Source organism: uncultured Roseibium sp. (assembly GCF_947494555.1).
Classification (GTDB): Bacteria; Pseudomonadota; Alphaproteobacteria; order Rhizobiales; family Stappiaceae; genus Roseibium.
This window is the reverse complement of record NZ_CANLVF010000002.1, coordinates 959,172-978,025: the sequence shown is the minus strand read 5'-3', so window position 1 is coordinate 978,025 and position 18,854 is coordinate 959,172. Positions and strand designations below refer to the sequence as shown.

The following is an 18,854-nucleotide window of genomic DNA, read 5'->3' as shown; positions in this document are numbered from 1 at the left end:
CTTCCCAGTTTTTTCGCGCAGGCGTCAGACGGCTGCACCTGCACCGATTTTCTTTGAAATTTGCTGGCCCGCCTCCAGCAGGATTTCTTTGCATTCCTTGATGTTAGGGTCGCTGGTCTTGATCAGGCGCTTGACGAAGGGAACCGTTAGCGAGGCAGCCACTTCTCCGCCGTAGCCAATGATGGGAACGGCAACATTGTGTACGCCCTGAACGATCGCCGAAGGACTTTCACAGACCCCGGTCTTTTCCACCTGCTGGACAGCGTTTTCGAACATCTCGAATGCCTTGGGCGAAAAGTTCGGATTTTTTTCACACATCGCGGCCCGCTTCTCAGGCGGGATCTGAAAGCTCAAACATGCTCCCGATGAAGTGAAAACCATCGGGACGCGTGCGCCGAGGCGCACGGACGTGATGTTGTTTCCCGGGGGATCGACCTGCGCAATCACGAGAATTTCGTTGCCGTTCAAAATGGCCATGTGCACAGACTGATTGAGCCTGATCGCAGTCTCCGCCATGATTTCTCCGGCAACTGCCGTCAAACGCTTCGTCGGCGGAAAACGATGAGAAAGTTCGAACATGCGCATTGTGAGCGAGTAACGCTCGCTTGCGGTATCGAGTATCACGTAGCCACGGCTCTGGAGCACTGCCAGCATCCGGTAGATTTCGCTCACTGAACGATTCAGAGCCTGGGCGATTTCTGTCTTTTTGAGACCTTGAGACTGCTCAGCAAGAAGCTCAAGGATGTCGAGCCCCTTGGACAGGGCTGGAGCGCTGTATTTGAGATTCGTTTCAACGTCGCTCGTATCCTTGGTCTCTGCCAGTTTTCCCGCCACTGTGCGCCTCCATTTCCTCGGTGCTATCAAGACAAACTCAGATGGTGTGCCTCATAGCCGCCACAGTCTGCAAGCGTTGATGTGGTAAAGCGCCTCACGATCGCTGACGGACCATCGCTCCGTCAGTGCGTGCGTTGCAGCTACCCAAGTGGGCAATCCACCGCCAAGGTTGCACACCGGGCTGTCCGAGCCCCAGAGTATTCGGTCTGTACCAAAGGCATCCACGGTCTCTTCGACAAAGGGCCTGATGTCATCCAGCGTCCAGGTGTCCGGATTGCCATAGGCAACCACTCCGGAGATCTTGGCGAAGACGTTTGGCCGGTCTGCCAGGGCGCTAACGCCTGCGCGCCAGGGCTCGGGCGCTCCAGCTGCAACGTCCGGCACGCCGCAGTGGTCAAGAATAAAGGTGACATCCGGGCAATGCGATACGAGGTCAAGCGCCAGGTGCAATTGGCGGGGCAGTACGCATAAATCAAATGTCAGGCCCGTTCCCGAAAGCCGTTTGATGTTGTCCCGGAAGGTGACAGTCGTACTCACTTCATCCGGCACAACATGGAGAACCCGCCGGAAACCCTTGATGTTGGGATTGAGCCTGGCGCGCTCCAAAAACGCGTCGAAATCGTCGTTTTCAGGCCGGCAGGACGAGATCATTCCGCGCATCAGGCTGCCTGGCGCGTCAATCAGATCGTTAATCAGCGTGGCCTCTTTCTCGATGTGATGCTCCGCAACATCCACTTCCATATGCAGGCATCCCCCGATCCCCAAACGCGCGGCATCGCGGCAGTAGGTATCGAAGTGGCTATCCCTGTTCAGCACCTCGAAATCGTTCAGCCACGGATACTCCAGCCGGTCTTTGTAGATCAGGTGCAGGTGGGTATCGAACAGCATTTTGAGCATCCTCCCTTCGGCCAGATAATCGTTGACTACATATAAAAGTCAAGTTTATATATGAAATAAATGAAGCGAGGAGTGGGTCTGCACCTTGCTTGTTTGACGGGAGGAACTGATGAGAATTCGCAAACTGAAATCATTACTGTGCGCCACTGCTTTGGTAGCCGTCTCCGGACATGCCGGTGCCGGTGAATTTGACGGCGTGACGCTCCAGGCCAAGCTGATTGGTGGTCAGCAATACGAGGCGCTTTATGCCCGCATTGGTGAGTGGGAAGCCAAGACAGGGGCCAAGGTTGATGTAATTTCGAAGAAAAACCACTTCGAACTGGACAAGGAATTCAAGTCGGATCTTGCGGCAGGTACGCTGGGCTGGTGCGTTGGTTCCAACCACTCCTCATTTGCGTCCCAATATCCAAGTCTCTACACGGATCTGACGCCTTACCTCACAGCCGAGTTCATCGGCGAATATGTGCCGTCCAACATTGCTGCCTCGAAGATCGGGGACGCGCTGGTCATGCTGCCGCGTGCTCAGTTCGATGTCTCCGCGCTCTACTATCTGAAATCAATCTACGAGGATGAAGACAACAAAGCCGCCTACAAGGCCAAGACCGGGCGCGAATTGGCTCCTCCCGACACCTGGGACGAGTACAAGGAGCAGGCGATCTTCTTCACCGACGCGCCAAACTTCTACGGCACGCAATACGCCGGTAAAGACGAGGCAATTGTCGGACGTTTTTATGAGCTGGTGATCTCCGAAGGTGGTCAGCTCTTTAACGACGACTGGTCGCCGGCATTCAACTCGGACGCAGGTAAGCGCGCCTTGGGATGGTTTGTCGACCTCTATGAGGCTGGAGCCGTTCCTCCCGGCACAACCTCCTACCTCTGGGACGACCTCGGTCAGGGCTTTGCGTCCGGGACGATTGCACTCAACCTGGACTGGCCGGGCTGGGCCGGTTTCTTCAATGGCGAGGACTCATCGAAAGCGGCCGGAAATGTCGGCGTGAAGGTACAGCCTGCCGGTAGCGCCGGTGTGCGCACGGGCTGGTCCGGGCACCATGGCTTTTCCGTCACCGAAGCGTGCGAGAACAAGGAAGCCGCAGCATCGCTGGTTGCCTGGCTGACCAACGAGGACAGTCAGAAACTTGAGAGTTCGGCGGGACCGCTCCCGACACGTACCGCGGTATGGGATCATGTGGTGAGTTCGGCTGAGGGCGACGCATACAGAACTGAAGTGCTGAAAGCCTTTCAGGCTGCCGCTTCCCATGCGTTCCCGGCTCCTCAAACGCCATACTGGATCGAGGCGACAAACCTCATTTATCCGGAACTTCAGGCAGCGATCCTGGGCGACAAGTCGATCGACGAAGCTCTGGGCGATGCCCAGGAAGCCGTTGACGAGATGATGCAGGAAAACGGCGTCTATTAAGACAAAGCCTGCCCGGAAAGACGTCGGTCTTTCCGGGCAGATGCCTGCTTTAAAGCGTAATCTTCGTAACAACGACCGTTTCAGCCTTCAAGGACGCAAGCAATGTCCCGCTTCCGGCCGCCTCCGTGGCTTGTTCTGCTGCTGCCAGCCATAATCATTCTGACGGCGGTGGTCATGATTCCGCTTCTGCTTTCGCTCTATTCGAGTTTCACGCCTTACCGCTTGACCCGGCCGGAAACGCTGTACAAGTGGATCGGAACCTTCAACTACGAAAAGGCGATGAAAAGCGCGCATTTCTGGGCGGCGTTCGGCAGAACGATCCTGTTGCTGACGATTGCGCTCAATCTTGAAATGTTGATGGGTCTGGGGCTGGCGCTTCTGGTCAACAAGGTGACATACGGTCAACGGGCCCTGCGAACCGTCATGATGTTCCCAATGATGTTCTCACCGATCCTTGTCGGGTTCCAGTTCAAGTTCATCTTCAACGACAATGTCGGCCTGGTGAACAATGCCTTGCAGTCTCTCGGTCTCTCCAACGTGGCGATCCCATGGCTGGTCGATGGTCAGCTCGCATTCACCGCAATCCTTGTGGCCGAGATGTGGTCGTCCACGTCCGTCTTCGCGATCCTGATCCTGGCCGGCCTTTTTGCAGTGCCCCGGGATCCGATCGAGGCGGCAAAGGTCGATGGCTGCACGCCCTGGCAGAGCTTCCGGCACATCACGCTGCCCTACATCATGCCGTTCATCTATATCGCACTGGCGATCCGTTCGCTCGACGTCGCCCGGGCCTATGACATCGTGCAGATCATGACAAACGGCGGGCCTGCACGAAGAACAGAGCTGCTTTGGACCCTGATCGGACGGACCGGCTACGTTGATGCAAAAATGGGCTACGCCAATGCCATGGGTTACATCTCCATTTTCCTCGCAATCTTCTTCACCATCTACTTCTTCCGCAAGCTGAACGCTGCGCGAAGCGAACTTGGTATGGCGGGCTGAGACATGAACGAAAATCTTCTTCACCGAATTCGCGGGCGCCTCTTGAAGGCGTTGCACTTCGTGACGCTGTTCATCGCGATGGCCATCATTTGCGTGCCCGGGCTTTGGGTGGTTCTCAATTCCTTCCGCCCAACGGTCGAGATCATGGCCAAGCCGCCCGTGTGGGTCCCGGGAGAGCTTAATCTCGACAATTATCGCGCCATGTTCGGCGCGGTCGGGGAGGGCGGGGTGCCCGTGCTCCAGTATTTCACCAATTCGCTGATCATCTCCGTGACGTCCACTCTGATCGCGATCCTGGTCGGAATGGCGGGCGGATATGCCTTTGCCCGCTACAGGTTCAAAGGCAAGGCGTCGATCTTTATCGGGCTGATGCTGACGCGCGCTGTTCCGGGCGTTTCGCTATCGCTGCCGCTCTTCATCGTCATGGCCAAGACCGGACTGATCGATACGCATATCGGACTGATCCTGGTTTATGTGGCCCTGAACGTACCCTTCACGATCTGGCTGATCGACGGCTTCTTTCGCCAGGTGCCGGTCGAATTGGCGGAAGCGGCCGAAATCGACGGATGCACGCGTTGGCAGGCCTTTTGGAAAGTCGAATTTCCGGTCGCCCGCGCCGGTGTCGCTTCTGCTGGCATCTTTGCCTTTTTGACCAGCTGGAACGAATACGCGCTTGCCAGCCAGCTGACGCGCTCGACCTTTTCCAAGACGATGCCGGTGGGGCTTCGCGATTTCACAAGCGAGTTCACGATCAACTGGGGCGGTATGTGCGCTCTGGCGGTTCTGATGATCATTCCTGCGCTTATCCTCACCTTCCTCGTCCAGAAACATCTCATTGCCGGCCTCACCTTCGGCGGCGTCAAAGGATAAGACACGATGGCTCAAGTCCACCTGCAGAAGGTTGTCAAGAAATACGGCTCGTTGCAGGTCGTTCACGGGATTGATCTGGAGATCGCCGACAACGAATTCGTTGTGCTGGTCGGCCCGTCCGGATGCGGAAAATCCACGACGCTCAGAATGATTGCCGGGCTCGAAGCGATCTCCGGCGGTGAAATCAAGATCGGAGAGCGCCTGGTCAACGACTTGCCACCGCGCCACAGAAACATTTCGATGGTTTTCCAGAACTATGCGCTCTACCCGCATATGACGGTGCGCGAAAATCTCGGGTTCTCGCTCAAGATCGCAAAGCGGCCGCAGCAAGAGATCGACAAGGCTGTCGACGAAGCCGCGCAAATACTCAGCTTGACGGAATACATGGACCGAAAGCCAGGCGCGCTGTCCGGCGGCCAGCGTCAGAGGGTCGCCATGGGCCGGGCCATCGTCCGGCACCCAGAAGTATTCTTGTTTGATGAGCCGCTGTCGAACCTCGATGCCAAACTGCGCACGCAGATGAGGACGGAGATCAAGAAATTGCACCAGAAGGTCAAATCAACGATTGTCTATGTCACGCACGATCAGGTCGAAGCCATGACCCTTGCAGATCGCATTGTGATCATGCGGGATGGTTACATCGAGCAGGTCGGGACACCCCTCGATGTTTTCGAGACCCCTGCGAACACCTTTGTTGCGACCTTCATTGGTTCTCCGCCCATGAACCTTCTGCATGGCCGCGTGACCGGCAATGAGATCGCCATCGACGGCGGACCGGCGATTGGCGTTCCAGAACCTTTCACCGGAAAAGTACAGGAAGGTCAGAAGGTTATTCTGGGTTTCCGTGCAGATAATCTCATGCCGTACGGGCACGCAATGCCGATGGAAAGCGGCTGCGCCGAATTTGACATGACAGTAAATCTCTCCGAACCCCTCGGCACAGAAACGCTCCTTTTCGGATCGCTCGCCGGCAAAGAAGTCCAGGCGAAAATGTTGAACCCGCGTCCAGTAGCTGATGGAGAGCGATTGCAGTTCCGCCTCGACCTCGCGCGCTGCCATCTGTTTGACGCCGACAGCCAGCAAGCACTGAGGTAACGCGATGGCCAGGATCACCCGTGTCGAGATGTTCATGGCCGACCTTCAGCCGAAGGTGAAGCGTGTCGATGCCATTCAGAGCTTTGTCAGTCAGGAAACGCCCTTTGTCAGGATCTCGGATTCGGACGGTGTCTCCGGTCTGGGCTACAGCTATACGATCGGGCAGGGCGGTCCGGCCGTCATGTCGCTCCTGCAAAAAACGCTCGCACCACAGCTGATCGGGCGGGAAGCCGAGGAGATCGGGCGCATATGGCGGGACCTGTTGTTCTCAACGCATGCAACAGCCGTCGGTGCCATCACCTCCCTGGCCCTGGCGGCCGTTGACACGGCTTTGTGGGATTTGCGCTGCAAACGGGCTGGGCTTCCCCTGTGGCGGATGCTTGGCGGGGCCAAGGACTCTGTCCCGATGTACACCACCGAAGGTGGCTGGCTTCATATCCCCACGGAAGATCTTGTCGAAGATGCACTCGCAGCGCAGTCAAAGGGCTTTGCGGGCTCCAAGATCAAGATCGGCAGACCGCATCTGAGCGAAGACCGTGCTCGTCTGAAAGCGGTCCGTGAGGCGGTCGGCGACAGCTATGAAATCATGGTCGATGCCAACCAGTGCTTCTCCCGTGCAGAAGCGACCCGGCGGGCCAAGGTCCTGGAGGAATTGAACATCGGCTGGTTCGAGGAACCGATGCCGGCCGACGATGTGATGGAACATGCCCGCCTGGCTGCGAGTACATCGGTACCCATCGCGGTTGGCGAAAGCATGTATTCGCTCAGTCAGTTCAAGGACTATCTCGTGGCAGGTGGCGCCAGCATTGTCCAGGTAGATGTCGCGCGCATTGGCGGCATCACGCCGTGGATGAAAGTCGCGCACCTTGCAGAAGCTCACAATGTGCCGGTTTGCCCGCACTTTCTGATGGAACTTCACGTCAGCCTTGTCTGTGCGATACCGAACGCGCCCTGGCTTGAATACATTCCGCAACTCGACAGTTTGACCGCCTCGGCGATGCACATGGAAAACGGCCGCGCGATTCCGTCAAATGTTCCCGGGCTGGGCATTGACTGGGACGATGACAAGTTGGCCGCGGCCTCTATCACAACGTTCAACAGCGAAATCTCAGCGTAGGAGGAAGGTCATGCAACGGATGGGCATGATGATCGGCCTGGAGGCAAAGAAGGTCGCCGAGTACAAAAAGCTTCATGCCGATGTATGGCCTGGTGTCCTGAAAATGATCTCCGACTGCAATATCCGGAACTATTCCATCTATCTGAAGGAGCCGGAGAACCTCCTCTTCGGGTATTGGGAGTATCACGGCGACGATTTTGCGGCCGATGCAGCGAAAATGGCGGCCGACCCTGAAACGCAGCGTTGGTGGGATGTCTGCATGCCCTGCCAGGTCCCGCTGGACACCCGAAAGGACGGGGAATGGTGGGCGATGATGGAAGAAGTATTTCACCTCGACTAGCCGCAGGCTTCAAAGACTGAGCAACACAGATGTTCGACACTCTCCGACAGCACTGGCCGAGGCCCGCCAATCCGAAACCGATCGTCATCTTTGGTGCCGGTTCCATCGTGACCGACGCCCACCTGCCGGCTTATGCCAAATCGGGTTATCAGGTCGCGGGCCTCTATGACCCTGACCTCGACAAGGCCAGGGCTGTGGCTGAGCTGCATAAAATACCGCTGCTCACTTCAGCCGAAGAGGCGGCTTCCAGGAAGGACGTGATATTTGATCTTGCCACGCCCCCTGACGCGCACGCGGGCATACTCTCAAAACTGCCTGAAGGCTCTGCGGCATTGATCCAAAAGCCGATGGGCAGCGACCTGTCCGGCGCAACTGAGATTTTACGGATCTGCCGCACACGCAGCCTTTCGGCGGCCGTAAACTTTCAGCTTCGGTTCGCACCCATGATGCTCGCCCTGCAGGATGCGGTAAGCCGGGGCGTTTTGGGCGAAATTCTGGATTTTGATGCGTGGCTTGCGCTGAACACGCCCTGGGGCCTCTGGAAGTTTCTCGAACCGCTTCCGCGCGTGGAAATAAGTCTTCACTCTATCCACTATCTGGACTTCATTCGTGGCCTGCTTGGAGACCCTCTGGGCGTTCACGCGAAGTCGATCGGGCATCCCACTTCGAAGATTTCTCAGACCCGAACGGCCGCAATCCTGGACTACGGCGATCGTGTCCGCTGCGCGCTCTCGATAAATCACAATCACGCATTCGGCCGTAAACATCAGGCATGCGAGTTCCGCATCTGCGGCACGAAAGGTGCCGCTTACCTGCAACTGGGGGTTAATCTCGATTATCCCAAGGGCGAGCCGGACATTCTGGAAATCAACACGGGCGACGGCTGGCGCAAAGTAGGCCTCGACGGCACCTGGTTTCCTGATGCTTTCGCCAGCCGGATGCACCAGCTTCAACGCTTCGCCACCGGCGAAGAAGATGCGCTCATCAGCAGTGTCGAAGACGCCTGGAAGACGATGGCACTGGTCGAAGCCGCCTATGAAAGCAGTGCCGCACCCGCCACTCCGATTGCAAGGATACCGCAATGAACATCCAGACAATCTACTACGAGGATTACAGGATCGGTGATGTTCGGGAAACGTTCGGGCGGACCATTACCGAAACCGACTTCGTCGTTCATGCCGGCCACACGGGTGATTTTTTTCCGCATCACATGGATGCCGAGTGGTGCGGAACGCAGGACTTCGGGCAACGCATCGCACACGGAACTATGGTGTTCTCGATCGGCATTGGCCTGAGTGCAAGTGTCATCAATCCTGTCGCGTTTTCCTACGGATACGACCGGCTGCGGTTCATACGTCCCGTGCACATCAATGACACGATACGGACCCGTTTGACCATCGACCGCAAGTCGCCCGACCCGAAGCGGGAAGGGATGGGACAAGTCATCGAGAAATGCGAAGTCCTGAACCAGAGAGACGAGGTCGTCCTTTTCACCGAACACATCTATCTCGTTCAGATGAAGGGCCAGGACACGGAGTTAACCGGTTCAAAAGACTGAATATTTCCGGAGATATGTGTCCGAAATGCGTGAAGAGGATAAGTGGCGGGAGGTGTTTTGATGAGTGAGCAAAGTTATTACGAAGAACATGGCGATGCCAAATTGTACAATGTTGAAACCTGGCTCTATGAAGACTTTGAGATAGGTGAAAAAAGGCGCTCCATCCGGCGGACAATTTCCGAAGGTGAGGCCATGTTGTTCAACAGTCTTGTGCTGGACAATCATCCCTATGTCGCCGATGACATCTTCACCTCTGAAGAAGGTATTTTCGGCAAACGGCTTGTGGCTGGTGCAATGGTGTTCAGCTACGGGCTCGGATTGATGGCCAACAACAACATCAACACGTTTTCCTATGGCTACGACAAGCTTCGTTTCATCAAGCCGGTATTCATAGGCGACACCATCTACACTGTACGCACCAACCTGGAAAAGCGCCCGAAATACGAAGAAATGGGCCTCGTGAAAGTGTCTTATCAGGTTTACAAGAACAAGGGGGAGCTGGCTTTGTATGCCGAGCATCTCCAAACGGTGAAATACCGTCATCCGGAAAATTTCACGCCGGAGGCATGACCGATTAAAGGTGGTCCGCTCCTCGCGTTCGGTTAGTCCAGATAGGCGCTGCTATCAGCGCCGAGCGCCGGGCCACCTCTTTCCGATTTTCCGGTTTCGCCATCAATCCGGATCGGGCACCGGGTTGTTCTGATCAGTGAACCATCGGGCGCCGTTATCGTCTGCAACACATCGAGCGCGGCGAAACCTTCGGTGGCTATCAGTTCCGGCCAATCAAGTACCTTCGAACACCAGATATCCGCCGGCTCCAGTCTTTCCAGCCAATGGGCAACAGTCTGCGTCAACAGATGATCCCGCAGGATGGACTTGATCTCGTCCCGTCGGACAAAGGCCACTTCCGGATCGGAAAAAGGCGTAAGTGCATCGCAATCTAACAAATCTGCCAGGGCAGCAATCGGTGCCATAGCAATCGCGAGATAGCCATCCTTGCAGGCGTAAATCCCATAAGGAGCTCCAACAGACGCATTTGCATTGCTGATCGCACTGCGTTTCGACATCGACCCGTCGCCATTCAAAAATGCTGTAAACAGCTCGAATTGCATGTCAATCGCGGACGACATCAGGTCGACTTCAACCTGCGCTCCGACGCCGGTTTTTTCGCGCCGAAGCAGGGCCGCCATGATGCCCTGAACCAGATGGTTTCCGCAGGTGATGTCAAGAACTGCAAAACCCGCCGGGATAGGGGGATGATCCTGGTCTCCCGAGAGCCATGGCATGCCGGTCAACGACTGCACCAGGAGGTCCTGGCCCGGCTTTTTAACCCAAGGACCTGTCGTGCCGTAGCCGGTCACGGCACCGTATACCAATCTGGAATTGATCTCCCGGACGTCTTCCCAGCCGAGCCCTATTCGTTCCATGACGCCGGGCCGGAAGTTGTGGATCATCACATCCGAGGTCTTCAGGAGATGCTTGACCTTCTCAAGGTCAAAAGCGTCTTTCAGGTCAGCTGCGACACTCGCCTTGTTCCGGTTGATTGTGTGAAACAAGAGGCTGTCGGAACCGACTTTCTGATCGGATATGACCAGTGTTCTGCACAAATCGCCGACGCCCGGCCTCTCGATCTTGATCACTTCAGCGCCAAGATCCGCCAGCCGGAGGGCCGCCATCGGCCCCGCCAGAAACTGCGCGAAATCAAGTACTCTCAATCCTTCTAGGGGCAGCAACGGTCTTGACTCCGTATCAATCGTATATAAAACAGATTTTTATATACCAATACATCGGCGTGCGCCTTGGTTCAAGTTTCCTCACGCTGAATTTTTGCACCCTTTCAAGAACCTGGGGAGTTTCCATGTCTGAGAACACACAGCGGGCTGCCTATTATCGAGGAGACAAAACCTTCTCTGTGGAGCTTAGACCGGCAGAGGCACCCGGATTGGATGAAGTTGCCGTCCGAATTGGCTATTGCGGTATCTGCGGCACGGATTTGCATGTCTATCACGGCAATATGGATGCCCGCGTCGGCTTCAGCCGGATCATCGGTCATGAAATGTCCGGCACCGTAGAGGCGTTGGGCGAACAGGTTCGTGGCTTCACGATCGGACAGAAGGTTGTTGTGCGTCCATTGGACCATTGCGGTGAATGCCCGGCCTGCAAGGCCGGCCACAAGCACATATGCCACAATCTGAAATTTCTGGGCCTGGATACCGATGGCGCCATGCAGGAGGTCTGGAACGTCCCGGCTCATACGCTTCATCCTTTGCCGGATGAGCTGCAGCTCGACCACGCGGCTTTGATAGAGCCGTTGGCGGTCGCCTGCCACGACGTTCAAAGGGCAGAAGTCGCGGCCGGAGAAAATGTCCTCGTCATCGGGGGCGGCCCCATCGGTTTGCTCGTGGCACTGGTTGCCAGGGAAGCCGGGGGAAATGTGGTCATCAGCGAGATCAACGACATTCGTCTTGCCTACGCCGGTAAGCTTGGATTCAACACCATCGACCCGAAATCGCAGGATCCGGTTCACGTCGTCAACGAAATGACCAACGGCAAGGGAGCAGACGTTGTTTTCGAGGTATCAGGCAGTCAGCCCGGTGTCGATCTCATGACGGCAGCGGCGGCTGCCCGGGCAAGGATCGTTATGGTCGCGATCCACGCAAAGAAACCGGAAGTCGACATGTTTCAGTTTTTCTGGCGCGAGCTGGAACTTCTGGGCGCGCGGGTATACCAGCCCGAAGACTATGACGAAGCCATCAGGCTTTTAACGGAAGGCGTCGTCGATTGCGCATCATTCATCACGGATATCAGGCCGCTGGAGCAAATTCAGAGCGCCTTTGAAGCGCTCACGACAAATCCCGAAGCCATCAAGTCCATGATCCGAATAAGCAAGGAAAGTGACGCATGAGTGTTCTGCAGAGTTTTGACCTTTCAGGAAAAACGGCTCTGGTAACGGGGGCAAAGCGTGGCATTGGCAAGGCGATGGCGGTTGCGTTGGCCGAGGCAGGCGCGGATATCATCGCCGTGAGCGCAACACTCGAGCCGTCAGGCAGCGATGTCGAAAGGGAGGTCGCCGGTATCGGACGGAAGTTTCATGGCTACCAGTGCGATTTTGCCGACCGAGAGGCGTTGAGGTCGTTTGCCGAGACGGTAAAGCGAGAGCATCCGGTCGTCGACATTCTGATCAACAACGCCGGGACAATCAAACGCGCGCCCTTGGACCAGCATGATGACGACATCTGGGATGAGGTCATCGAAGTCAACTTGTCGTCTCAGTTCATTTTGACACGGGAAATCGGTGTCGGGATGGTTCAGCGTGGCAGCGGCAAGATTATCTTCACAGCTTCGCTTTTGACCTTCCAGGGTGGGATTACCGTTCCCGGCTATGCCGCTTCCAAAGGCGGGATCGGCCAGCTGACCAAGGCCTTTGCAAACGAGTGGGCCTCTAGCGGCGTCAACGTGAATGCAATCGCACCAGGATATATTGCGACAGACAATACTGAAGCGCTCCGCAACGACCCGGTCAGGTCAAAATCCATCCTGGAACGCATCCCCGCTGGTCGCTGGGGAAATGCGACGGATTTTGCCGGACCAGCCGTTTTCCTGGCCTCTTCTGCCTCGGACTATATGCATGGAACCGTGATGACAGTCGATGGTGGCTGGATGGGGAGATAACTCCCTCTATTTGCACAAGATACCGTTGTCAGCGCTCCTGCCACCCAAGGCGTGTGGCGGGAGCGTTTTGCTTTTGGGACACCTGTCAGCTCCCAAGGCAGAGGCGATGCTCGCAACGCAATCCTGAGCATCAAACCGCGTGAAGCGGCCAATCGAATGCATGATGTTTCTGACGCATATTTAAAATTAAGTTTTACAAGTGAATTCTTTGATGGTAATCCATACTGGAGGGCGTCCGTCGATCTTTGGGGAGTAAGAGATCGAATTCGGCGAGTTTCGCGCAAGATGAAACCCCGCAGACGCGCCAAAACTGGAGGAGATCGTCATGAATTTGATCCGGTATGCTGTCTTGGGTGCCGCAATGGTTGCCGCGACGGGTTCGGCAAGCGCAATGGAAGTCGGCGACGTCATCGGAGCTCTACCGCCCGAACTGCAGGCTGAATACGAAAACTCATCTACGCCCGTTGGATTGCCTCAAGTCCCGAAAGTTGCCGGAGACGGGGCGCTGCTCTGGTGCCATTCGGAGAGCTATCAGGGAAATCCCTGGCGCGTGGCTCTGACCAACGAGTTGAAGAGGCTCGTTCAGGGCCTTGTCGATGAGGGCAAGGTTTCTGAGTTCAAGATGACGGATTCAAACGGTGACGTCGGTTTGGAGATCTCAAACATCCGAAGCCTGATCGATGCGGATTGCGATATCATTACTTCTGTTCCCGGCTCGCCTACCGGCCTGAATGCGGTGGTTGATGCGGCGGCCGAGGCAGGCATTCCCTTTGTAACGGCAGCATCGACCGTCAGTTCTCCAAACGCCGTAAACGTGGACTCCAACTACTACAAATGGGGATACGACATGGCGCGCAGCCTTGCCGAGGCGATCGGAGGCAAGGGCAATGTCGTTATGGTCGAAGGTATTGCGGGTGTCTCGATTGTCGATCAGCAGAGACAGGGAGCGCAGGCTGCGTTTGCAGAATATCCGGACGTGAAGGTCGTGCGGATGGTGAACGGCAACTGGACCCCCAGCGTCACCAAGTCCGTTATCCTGCAGACGCTGGCAACCAACCCGTCCCCGATCGACGGCGTGTGGACGACAGGATCTGAAACACGGGTCATTGCGGAGGCTTTTGCCCAGGCAGGCCGTCCGGTTCCCTTTGTTACAGGTTCGGTTACCGGCGATGCTCTCGGGTACTGGAAAGCCAATCCCGATGCGTTCAAATTCGAAGGTCATGCGGTGTTGCCGCAATGGATGGGACAGAACCTGTTCCGGGTCTCCTCGCGCATTCTTGCCGGTCAGGAACCCAAGCTCAGCACCTTGATGATCCCGATACCGAAAGTTCCCATGTCGTCATTTGATGCATGGTACGCGGATTGTATGAAACCCGATTCCGCCGAGATATTCCCCGTCAATCCCGAGGATCCCGTTCCGTCGCAAGTCATGAATGCGTATTTCGGCAGTTCCGACCTTGCTCCGGGCTGGAACTATGCCGACGTTCCCGGCGCCTGTAACTAACCAGACGCCAAGGATGAGCATGAGCGCTTGGCATGAGTAAGGTGCGACTCAGCTGCGGTAGCGTATCGAAGCGTTTCGGAGAAACGCAGGCGCTCCGCAGCGTGTCTGTGGATGTCCACGCAGGCCAGATCCATACAATTCTGGGAGAAAACGGATCGGGAAAGAGCACGCTGGCAAAAGTCCTTGCCGGCATCATACCCGCCGACGAGGGTGAATTGCGTGTCGGCGGGCAAGCCGTGCGGGGGGGCACAAGCCCGCGCAGGATGCTTGCAAGGGGGGTGGCGATCGTTCTCCAGGAAGTTCTCGTCGTTCCGAACCGCTCAGTGCTCGACAACATTGTGCTTGGGCAAGACGGGATCTTCCGCCGCACGATGACCAAAAACGAGAAAACCGATCTTGCGTTGCACATACTGGGTGCGTTGACCGATCGGGAGATTGCTTTGCATCGTCCAGTTGGTGAATTGCCGCTTCACGAGCAGCAGATCGTCGTTATCGCGCGCGGATTGGCACGCAAACCCGACGTACTCATTCTTGACGAAGCGACGGCGTCGTTGGACCTGGCGGATCGGCAAAAGCTCTTTAAGACGCTTCGCGCGATATGCGACGCGGGAAAGTCTGTCGTGTTCGTGTCGCACAGAATGCCCGAGATTGTGGAACTTTCCGACAAAGTCCATGTTTTGCAAAACGGGGCGGTAATTGCTGAGTTGCGGGGAGAAGACATCAATCCTGCGACACTTCTGGAAAAGCTGACGCAGGAAGCAGCCAATGCTTAGCCGTCCGGCCGTCCTAACCGTTTCCGGCCTTTGCCTTTTGCCTGGCGACGCCCCAATAAATGTCGACATCGGAGGCGGCCATATTGTCGGATTGGCCGGGCTGGACGGTCACGGTCAGGATCTTTTCTTGCAAGCGCTCGCAGGACTGCACGCATCCCACACCGGCTCGATACAGGTTCATTTCGAAACCGGGAGTCAAACAATTGGCTCATATACGGATGCCGAGCGTGCCGGGCTTGCCTATTTGCCATCGGACCGGAAGAAGAACGGCATTTTCCCGATGCTGAGCGTTGCCGACAATTTTCTGCTGGGCGCGGCCAGGGAGTTTGCACCAAATGGATGGATCCGCAGCGCACGTGTCCGCGACAAACTTGAAAAGTTTCGACAGGAACTCGCCATTTCCTTTGCATCTTCCAAGACACCCATTCGCAACCTGTCGGGAGGTAATCAGCAAAAGGTTCTGTTGGCACGCGTCATGGCTTCAAATCCGCACGTGCTGTTGCTGAACGATCCCACACGCGGTGTCGATATTCAGACACGTCATGCGCTTTACCGCTACTTTCGGCGCGCGATAAGCGATTTGGGCACAACAATTGTCGTGTTTTCGACCGAGCTTGAAGAACTGACAGAGCTTTGCGATGAGGTACTTGTCTTTCGGGACAACGGGGTATTTGCCAGGCTGAACCGCGCGGAGCTTTCCCTTGATGGCCTGATGCAAGCCATGTTCGGTGAGGGGGCAGGCTCATGAAGTTCAATCCCGGCAGTCTTGTAGAGGCCAAGTTTGCCCTGGGTCTTTTCGTGATCCTTCTTTTCGTGACCATCCTTGTGACCCCGAACCGGTTTGCGGTCGAAAACCTGGGCACCACTTTGGGGTTGGTCGCGCCGCTTATGCTGGCCGCGGCGGCGGCCACACCGGTGATCCTGGCGGGACGGGAAGGGATCGACATTTCGATCGGTCCGCTGATGGGGATGATTTCGGTTCTCATTGTCAAAGGCCTGGTTCTGGACCTCGGGATCGCTTCGCCACTTATCATTGTGCCGGCAGCACTTGCCTTCGGCGCAATTGGCGGTGCTGTGAACGGTTTTCTCGCCATTTTCCTGCGTGTCCAGCCCATTGTGGCGACACTCGGCACCTACCTCGTTCTGGCGGGCCTCGCGACTTGGTATCTGCCGTCGCCGATTGGTCCTGCGCCTGGATGGCTGGTGTCCCTTTCCGAGGAATGGTCCATCCTGCCCTTGATCGCTGCTGCCGCCTTGTGGCTCGCCGTCAAGGTCTCCCCGCTGCACGGGCACATCCTGACCATCGGCGGCGAGGACAGGGCGGCCTACGCGGCAGGGCTGAATGTCGGTCTCGTGAGGTTTCTGGCCTATGTTCTCGGTGGTCTGTTTGCCGGGCTGGCGGCAATTTCACTGACCGCGCTTCTCGGATCCGCAGATGCCCAGGTCGGGCCGAATTATACCCTGTTGGCGATCGCTGCTGCCGCGCTCGGCGGTGTCAGCCTTGCCGGTGGAAAAGGGGGCATCGCAGGAGCAGCTCTTGGTGCGCTGGATATTTTCCTCATTCAGAACCTGATCACCTATCTGAATGTGTCACCGTTTTTTCTGCAGATCACCTACGGCCTCGTGCTCGTGGTTGCCGTGTCATTGAACTCGCAGGTGATCGCTGGAAAATTCAAGAAGAGGCGGGCACTTTGATCATGCAACAGAACGTCAACAAGGCAGTTCTCGCCTATGGCATGGTCGCGGTGATCTTCGCGATGGGAGCGATCACTGTCGAGGGATACACATCCGTATTTTCCATCAGGGCAATACTTGTCATAGCGTCCTTCCTGATCATAGCGGCAGCCGGGCAGACGCTTGTCATGCTGATCGGCGGCATAGACCTGTCAATTCCCTTTGTTGTCGGGTTCGCGAATGTCGCCGTGGCGCAATTGTCTTCCCAGGGGATACCGTTCGGCGTGGCAATGATCATCACCTTCGCGCTTAGTCTTGCGGTCGGCATGTTCAACGGTGCACTGTCTTCGGTATTGAGGGTTCATCCTCTCATCATCACCCTTGGAACGGGAACTGCTCTGCTGGGAGCCGTGCTTTTGTGGACCAGGGGTTATCCGACAGGAAGTGCGCCGGCCTACATCAGCGATTTTGTGTCTATCGGACAGTCGATCGGTCCGATCCCGGTGCCAATGCTCGTTCCGGCAACGCTCTTGCTAGCCCTACTGCTTTTCCTTTTGGAGCGGCGCACGCTCCTCGGGCGGCAGATCTTTGCTTATGGCTCCAATCCAACGGCCGCACCGCTGGTACGTATCAGCTCTTTGAAAGTCTGGGTGTTCTGCTTTGGCGCATCGGCATTGCTGGCGTCAGTGACCGGGGTTCTGCTGCTCGGATTTTCAGGTGCTGCTTTTGCCGATGTTGGCCGGCATTATCTGTTTCAAACCATCGCGGCTGCAGTGATCGGCGGAACCGCGCTTTCAGGCGGGCAGGGTGGTATCACGGGGACCGTGGCGGGCGCTTTGGTGCTGACTCAGCTCAACACCGTTCTCATTGGGCTCGGGTTCGATCAGTCGATTGTCCAGGCGCTTTTGGGTGTTTTGATCGTTTGCGTCGTGGCGATCTATGGGCGACAACCGCATCTTCGCACCGCGATCTGAACTCAAAAGAGGGATAGCAGATGGCTTTGCATATGTTTGTTGGAAGCTGCAACGTTCCGACGCCTTATTTCGGCGGCGCGAACGGCGATGGTGTCTCCGTCTTTCGGTTTGACGCGAGCACTGGAAACGCAACGCTGGTGACAAGCTACAACGGCATTGACAATCCAACCTATCTGTCAACAACGCCCGAAGGCAGGCGGATCTTTGCAAACTCGGAACTCTTCGGCAAAGCGCAGGGCCATGTTACGGCGCTTGAATTTGATCCGGTGAGCGGAGAAATCGCTCATCTGGACATGGTCTCAAGCCGTGGCAGCATCACGTCGCATAACTCCCTGAGCAATGATGGCCGGCACCTGCTGGTCACCAACTATGCGCTTGGGTCGGAAGGCCCCAACAAGTCGGTCGCCATCTTTCCGATTACCGAGACGGACGGCATCCATCCCGCCTGCTCCAGCGCCGAACATGAGGGAACGGGCGTGCATCCGGAGCGGCAGGAAAGATCACACGCACATTACATACGGCAGATGCCCGACGGCAGGCTCGCGGTCGCTGATCTGGGGATCGACAAAATAATTCTCTATCACCTGAGCCCCAACGGAGCGCTCGAATGGGACTGCTCTTTCGATATGCCGAACGGCATGGGTCCACGCCACTTGGCCTGGACAGGAGACGGCAGGAAAATGTTTGTCGTCGGTGAGCTTGACAGCACGCTTGCCAGCCTCTCCGTCAGCCCGGGCCAGCCGCTCGAGCTGGTGGACATCGTCCTGGCGATCGATCAGGAAGCTGCCGAGGACAACCACTGCTCCGATATCCAGATCTCACCGGATGATCGTTTTCTCTACGTGGGGAACCGAGGTGCAAATGTTATTACCGTTTTCGCCGTTGAAACGGATGGACGCCTGACCGCCGTCCAGACAATTTCCTGTGGCGGTGAAACGCCGCGTGCATTAGCGCTGACCCCTTGTGGAAATTGGCTGTTGTCAGCAAATCAGGATTCAGATCACATCGCAGTCTTTGCCCGCGATGAACAAAACGGTCGGCTTACGCCGGGTCCGGCCCTGATCGAACTGGGCACCCCGATGTGCATCAAGTTCGCTGTTTGTTGATGAGGTGCTGTCAGATCAACGTGC

20 protein-coding genes are annotated in these 18,854 nt (G+C 56.6%); 17 read left to right on the top strand and 3 right to left on the bottom strand.

The features are described from left to right. Nucleotides 1–24 precede the first annotated feature (24 nt). Both Q0915_RS12940 and Q0915_RS12935 read right to left on the bottom strand, forming a co-directional pair. Nucleotides 25–834, bottom strand: a complete 810-nt coding sequence (locus Q0915_RS12940) for an IclR family transcriptional regulator (protein ID WP_299471941.1) — start codon at nucleotides 832–834, stop codon at nucleotides 25–27. Nucleotides 835–885: 51 nt separating this feature from the next. Next, nucleotides 886–1,722 carry an amidohydrolase gene (locus Q0915_RS12935; protein ID WP_299471940.1) on the bottom strand — a complete coding sequence of 279 codons (837 nt, stop codon included), beginning with the start codon at nucleotides 1,720–1,722 and terminating at the stop codon, nucleotides 886–888. A 124-nt stretch (nucleotides 1,723–1,846) separates the two neighbouring features. Here Q0915_RS12935 and Q0915_RS12930 point away from each other — a divergent pair, with 124 nt between their 5' ends. The 9 genes from Q0915_RS12930 to Q0915_RS12890 all read left to right on the top strand — a co-directional run bounded on the left by Q0915_RS12930 (nucleotide 1,847) and on the right by Q0915_RS12890 (nucleotide 9,697). Next, on the top strand, nucleotides 1,847–3,148 hold the full coding sequence (locus tag Q0915_RS12930; protein WP_299472325.1) for an extracellular solute-binding protein: 1,302 nt from the start codon (nucleotides 1,847–1,849) through the stop codon (nucleotides 3,146–3,148). 102 nt (nucleotides 3,149–3,250) lie between these two features. Continuing rightward, nucleotides 3,251–4,147: a sugar ABC transporter permease gene (locus Q0915_RS12925; RefSeq protein ID WP_299471939.1), complete on the top strand. Its 897-nt coding sequence runs from the start codon at nucleotides 3,251–3,253 to the stop codon at nucleotides 4,145–4,147. Between the two features lie 3 nt (nucleotides 4,148–4,150). Further along, a complete protein-coding gene (locus Q0915_RS12920) occupies nucleotides 4,151–5,017 on the top strand; it encodes a carbohydrate ABC transporter permease (protein ID WP_299471938.1) in 867 nt (288 codons plus the stop codon). A gap of 6 nt (nucleotides 5,018–5,023) precedes the next feature. Next, the gene (gene ugpC / locus Q0915_RS12915) at nucleotides 5,024–6,112 is read left to right on the top strand and encodes a sn-glycerol-3-phosphate ABC transporter ATP-binding protein UgpC (RefSeq protein ID WP_299471937.1); all 1,089 of its coding nucleotides are present in this window, start codon (nucleotides 5,024–5,026) and stop codon (nucleotides 6,110–6,112) included. Nucleotides 6,113–6,116: 4 nt separating this feature from the next. Continuing rightward, nucleotides 6,117–7,229 carry a mandelate racemase/muconate lactonizing enzyme family protein gene (locus Q0915_RS12910; protein ID WP_299471936.1) on the top strand — a complete coding sequence of 371 codons (1,113 nt, stop codon included), beginning with the start codon at nucleotides 6,117–6,119 and terminating at the stop codon, nucleotides 7,227–7,229. Nucleotides 7,230–7,239: 10 nt separating this feature from the next. Next, entirely contained in the window at nucleotides 7,240–7,569 is a 330-nt protein-coding gene (locus Q0915_RS12905) for an L-rhamnose mutarotase (protein WP_299471935.1), read from the top strand. Nucleotides 7,570–7,598: 29 nt separating this feature from the next. Continuing rightward, nucleotides 7,599–8,654 carry a Gfo/Idh/MocA family oxidoreductase gene (locus Q0915_RS12900; RefSeq protein WP_299471934.1) on the top strand — a complete coding sequence of 352 codons (1,056 nt, stop codon included), beginning with the start codon at nucleotides 7,599–7,601 and terminating at the stop codon, nucleotides 8,652–8,654. Then, a complete protein-coding gene (locus tag Q0915_RS12895) occupies nucleotides 8,651–9,127 on the top strand; it encodes a MaoC/PaaZ C-terminal domain-containing protein (protein ID WP_299471933.1) in 477 nt (158 codons plus the stop codon). The genes Q0915_RS12900 and Q0915_RS12895 overlap by 4 nt, the downstream gene beginning before the upstream one ends. A gap of 60 nt (nucleotides 9,128–9,187) precedes the next feature. Next, the gene (locus Q0915_RS12890) at nucleotides 9,188–9,697 is read left to right on the top strand and encodes a MaoC family dehydratase (protein WP_299471932.1); all 510 of its coding nucleotides are present in this window, start codon (nucleotides 9,188–9,190) and stop codon (nucleotides 9,695–9,697) included. A gap of 32 nt (nucleotides 9,698–9,729) precedes the next feature. Here Q0915_RS12890 and Q0915_RS12885 read toward each other — a convergent pair whose 3' ends face one another. After that, nucleotides 9,730–10,860 (bottom strand): CaiB/BaiF CoA-transferase family protein, encoded by a 1,131-nt coding sequence (locus Q0915_RS12885; protein ID WP_299471931.1) that lies wholly within the window; start codon nucleotides 10,858–10,860, stop codon nucleotides 9,730–9,732. A gap of 125 nt (nucleotides 10,861–10,985) precedes the next feature. Between Q0915_RS12885 and Q0915_RS12880 the strand changes: the two genes are divergently transcribed. From Q0915_RS12880 to Q0915_RS12845, 8 genes are all read left to right on the top strand, one after another. Further along, nucleotides 10,986–12,032 carry an alcohol dehydrogenase catalytic domain-containing protein gene (locus Q0915_RS12880; protein WP_299471930.1) on the top strand — a complete coding sequence of 349 codons (1,047 nt, stop codon included), beginning with the start codon at nucleotides 10,986–10,988 and terminating at the stop codon, nucleotides 12,030–12,032. Beyond that, complete coding sequence (locus Q0915_RS12875; protein ID WP_299471929.1) at nucleotides 12,029–12,799, top strand: SDR family NAD(P)-dependent oxidoreductase; 771 nt, start codon at nucleotides 12,029–12,031, stop codon at nucleotides 12,797–12,799. The genes Q0915_RS12880 and Q0915_RS12875 overlap by 4 nt, the downstream gene beginning before the upstream one ends. Nucleotides 12,800–13,124: 325 nt before the next feature. Beyond that, a complete protein-coding gene (locus Q0915_RS12870) occupies nucleotides 13,125–14,303 on the top strand; it encodes a substrate-binding domain-containing protein (RefSeq protein WP_299471928.1) in 1,179 nt (392 codons plus the stop codon). A gap of 32 nt (nucleotides 14,304–14,335) precedes the next feature. Then, complete coding sequence (locus tag Q0915_RS12865; protein ID WP_299471927.1) at nucleotides 14,336–15,076, top strand: ATP-binding cassette domain-containing protein; 741 nt, start codon at nucleotides 14,336–14,338, stop codon at nucleotides 15,074–15,076. Next, nucleotides 15,069–15,824: an ATP-binding cassette domain-containing protein gene (locus tag Q0915_RS12860; protein WP_299471926.1), complete on the top strand. Its 756-nt coding sequence runs from the start codon at nucleotides 15,069–15,071 to the stop codon at nucleotides 15,822–15,824. The genes Q0915_RS12865 and Q0915_RS12860 overlap by 8 nt, the downstream gene beginning before the upstream one ends. After that, complete coding sequence (locus tag Q0915_RS12855) at nucleotides 15,821–16,771, top strand: ABC transporter permease (protein ID WP_299471925.1); 951 nt, start codon at nucleotides 15,821–15,823, stop codon at nucleotides 16,769–16,771. Before Q0915_RS12860 ends, Q0915_RS12855 begins: the two co-directional genes overlap by 4 nt. Before the next feature lie 2 nt (nucleotides 16,772–16,773). Next, nucleotides 16,774–17,724 (top strand): ABC transporter permease, encoded by a 951-nt coding sequence (locus tag Q0915_RS12850; RefSeq protein WP_299471924.1) that lies wholly within the window; start codon nucleotides 16,774–16,776, stop codon nucleotides 17,722–17,724. Between the two features lie 20 nt (nucleotides 17,725–17,744). Further along, complete coding sequence (locus Q0915_RS12845; RefSeq protein ID WP_299471923.1) at nucleotides 17,745–18,830, top strand: lactonase family protein; 1,086 nt, start codon at nucleotides 17,745–17,747, stop codon at nucleotides 18,828–18,830. Nucleotides 18,831–18,854: the final 24 nt, after the last annotated feature.

Excerpts from the sequence above, each read along its gene's own strand:
- Q0915_RS12935 (WP_299471940.1), bottom strand. The coding sequence starts at position 1,722 with ATGCTGTTCGATACCCACCTGCACCTGATCTACAAAGACCGGCTGGAG.
- Q0915_RS12925 (WP_299471939.1), top strand. The coding sequence starts at position 3,251 with ATGTCCCGCTTCCGGCCGCCTCCGTGGCTTGTTCTGCTGCTGCCAGCC.
- Q0915_RS12920 (WP_299471938.1), top strand. The coding sequence starts at position 4,151 with ATGAACGAAAATCTTCTTCACCGAATTCGCGGGCGCCTCTTGAAGGCG.
- ugpC (WP_299471937.1), top strand. The coding sequence starts at position 5,024 with ATGGCTCAAGTCCACCTGCAGAAGGTTGTCAAGAAATACGGCTCGTTG.
- Q0915_RS12910 (WP_299471936.1), top strand. The coding sequence starts at position 6,117 with ATGGCCAGGATCACCCGTGTCGAGATGTTCATGGCCGACCTTCAGCCG.
- Q0915_RS12905 (WP_299471935.1), top strand. The coding sequence starts at position 7,240 with ATGCAACGGATGGGCATGATGATCGGCCTGGAGGCAAAGAAGGTCGCC.
- Q0915_RS12900 (WP_299471934.1), top strand. The coding sequence starts at position 7,599 with ATGTTCGACACTCTCCGACAGCACTGGCCGAGGCCCGCCAATCCGAAA.
- Q0915_RS12895 (WP_299471933.1), top strand. The coding sequence starts at position 8,651 with ATGAACATCCAGACAATCTACTACGAGGATTACAGGATCGGTGATGTT.
- Q0915_RS12890 (WP_299471932.1), top strand. The coding sequence starts at position 9,188 with ATGAGTGAGCAAAGTTATTACGAAGAACATGGCGATGCCAAATTGTAC.
- Q0915_RS12880 (WP_299471930.1), top strand. The coding sequence starts at position 10,986 with ATGTCTGAGAACACACAGCGGGCTGCCTATTATCGAGGAGACAAAACC.
- Q0915_RS12875 (WP_299471929.1), top strand. The coding sequence starts at position 12,029 with ATGAGTGTTCTGCAGAGTTTTGACCTTTCAGGAAAAACGGCTCTGGTA.
- Q0915_RS12870 (WP_299471928.1), top strand. The coding sequence starts at position 13,125 with ATGAATTTGATCCGGTATGCTGTCTTGGGTGCCGCAATGGTTGCCGCG.
- Q0915_RS12865 (WP_299471927.1), top strand. The coding sequence starts at position 14,336 with ATGAGTAAGGTGCGACTCAGCTGCGGTAGCGTATCGAAGCGTTTCGGA.
- Q0915_RS12860 (WP_299471926.1), top strand. The coding sequence starts at position 15,069 with ATGCTTAGCCGTCCGGCCGTCCTAACCGTTTCCGGCCTTTGCCTTTTG.
- Q0915_RS12855 (WP_299471925.1), top strand. The coding sequence starts at position 15,821 with ATGAAGTTCAATCCCGGCAGTCTTGTAGAGGCCAAGTTTGCCCTGGGT.
- Q0915_RS12850 (WP_299471924.1), top strand. The coding sequence starts at position 16,774 with ATGCAACAGAACGTCAACAAGGCAGTTCTCGCCTATGGCATGGTCGCG.
- Q0915_RS12845 (WP_299471923.1), top strand. The coding sequence starts at position 17,745 with ATGGCTTTGCATATGTTTGTTGGAAGCTGCAACGTTCCGACGCCTTAT.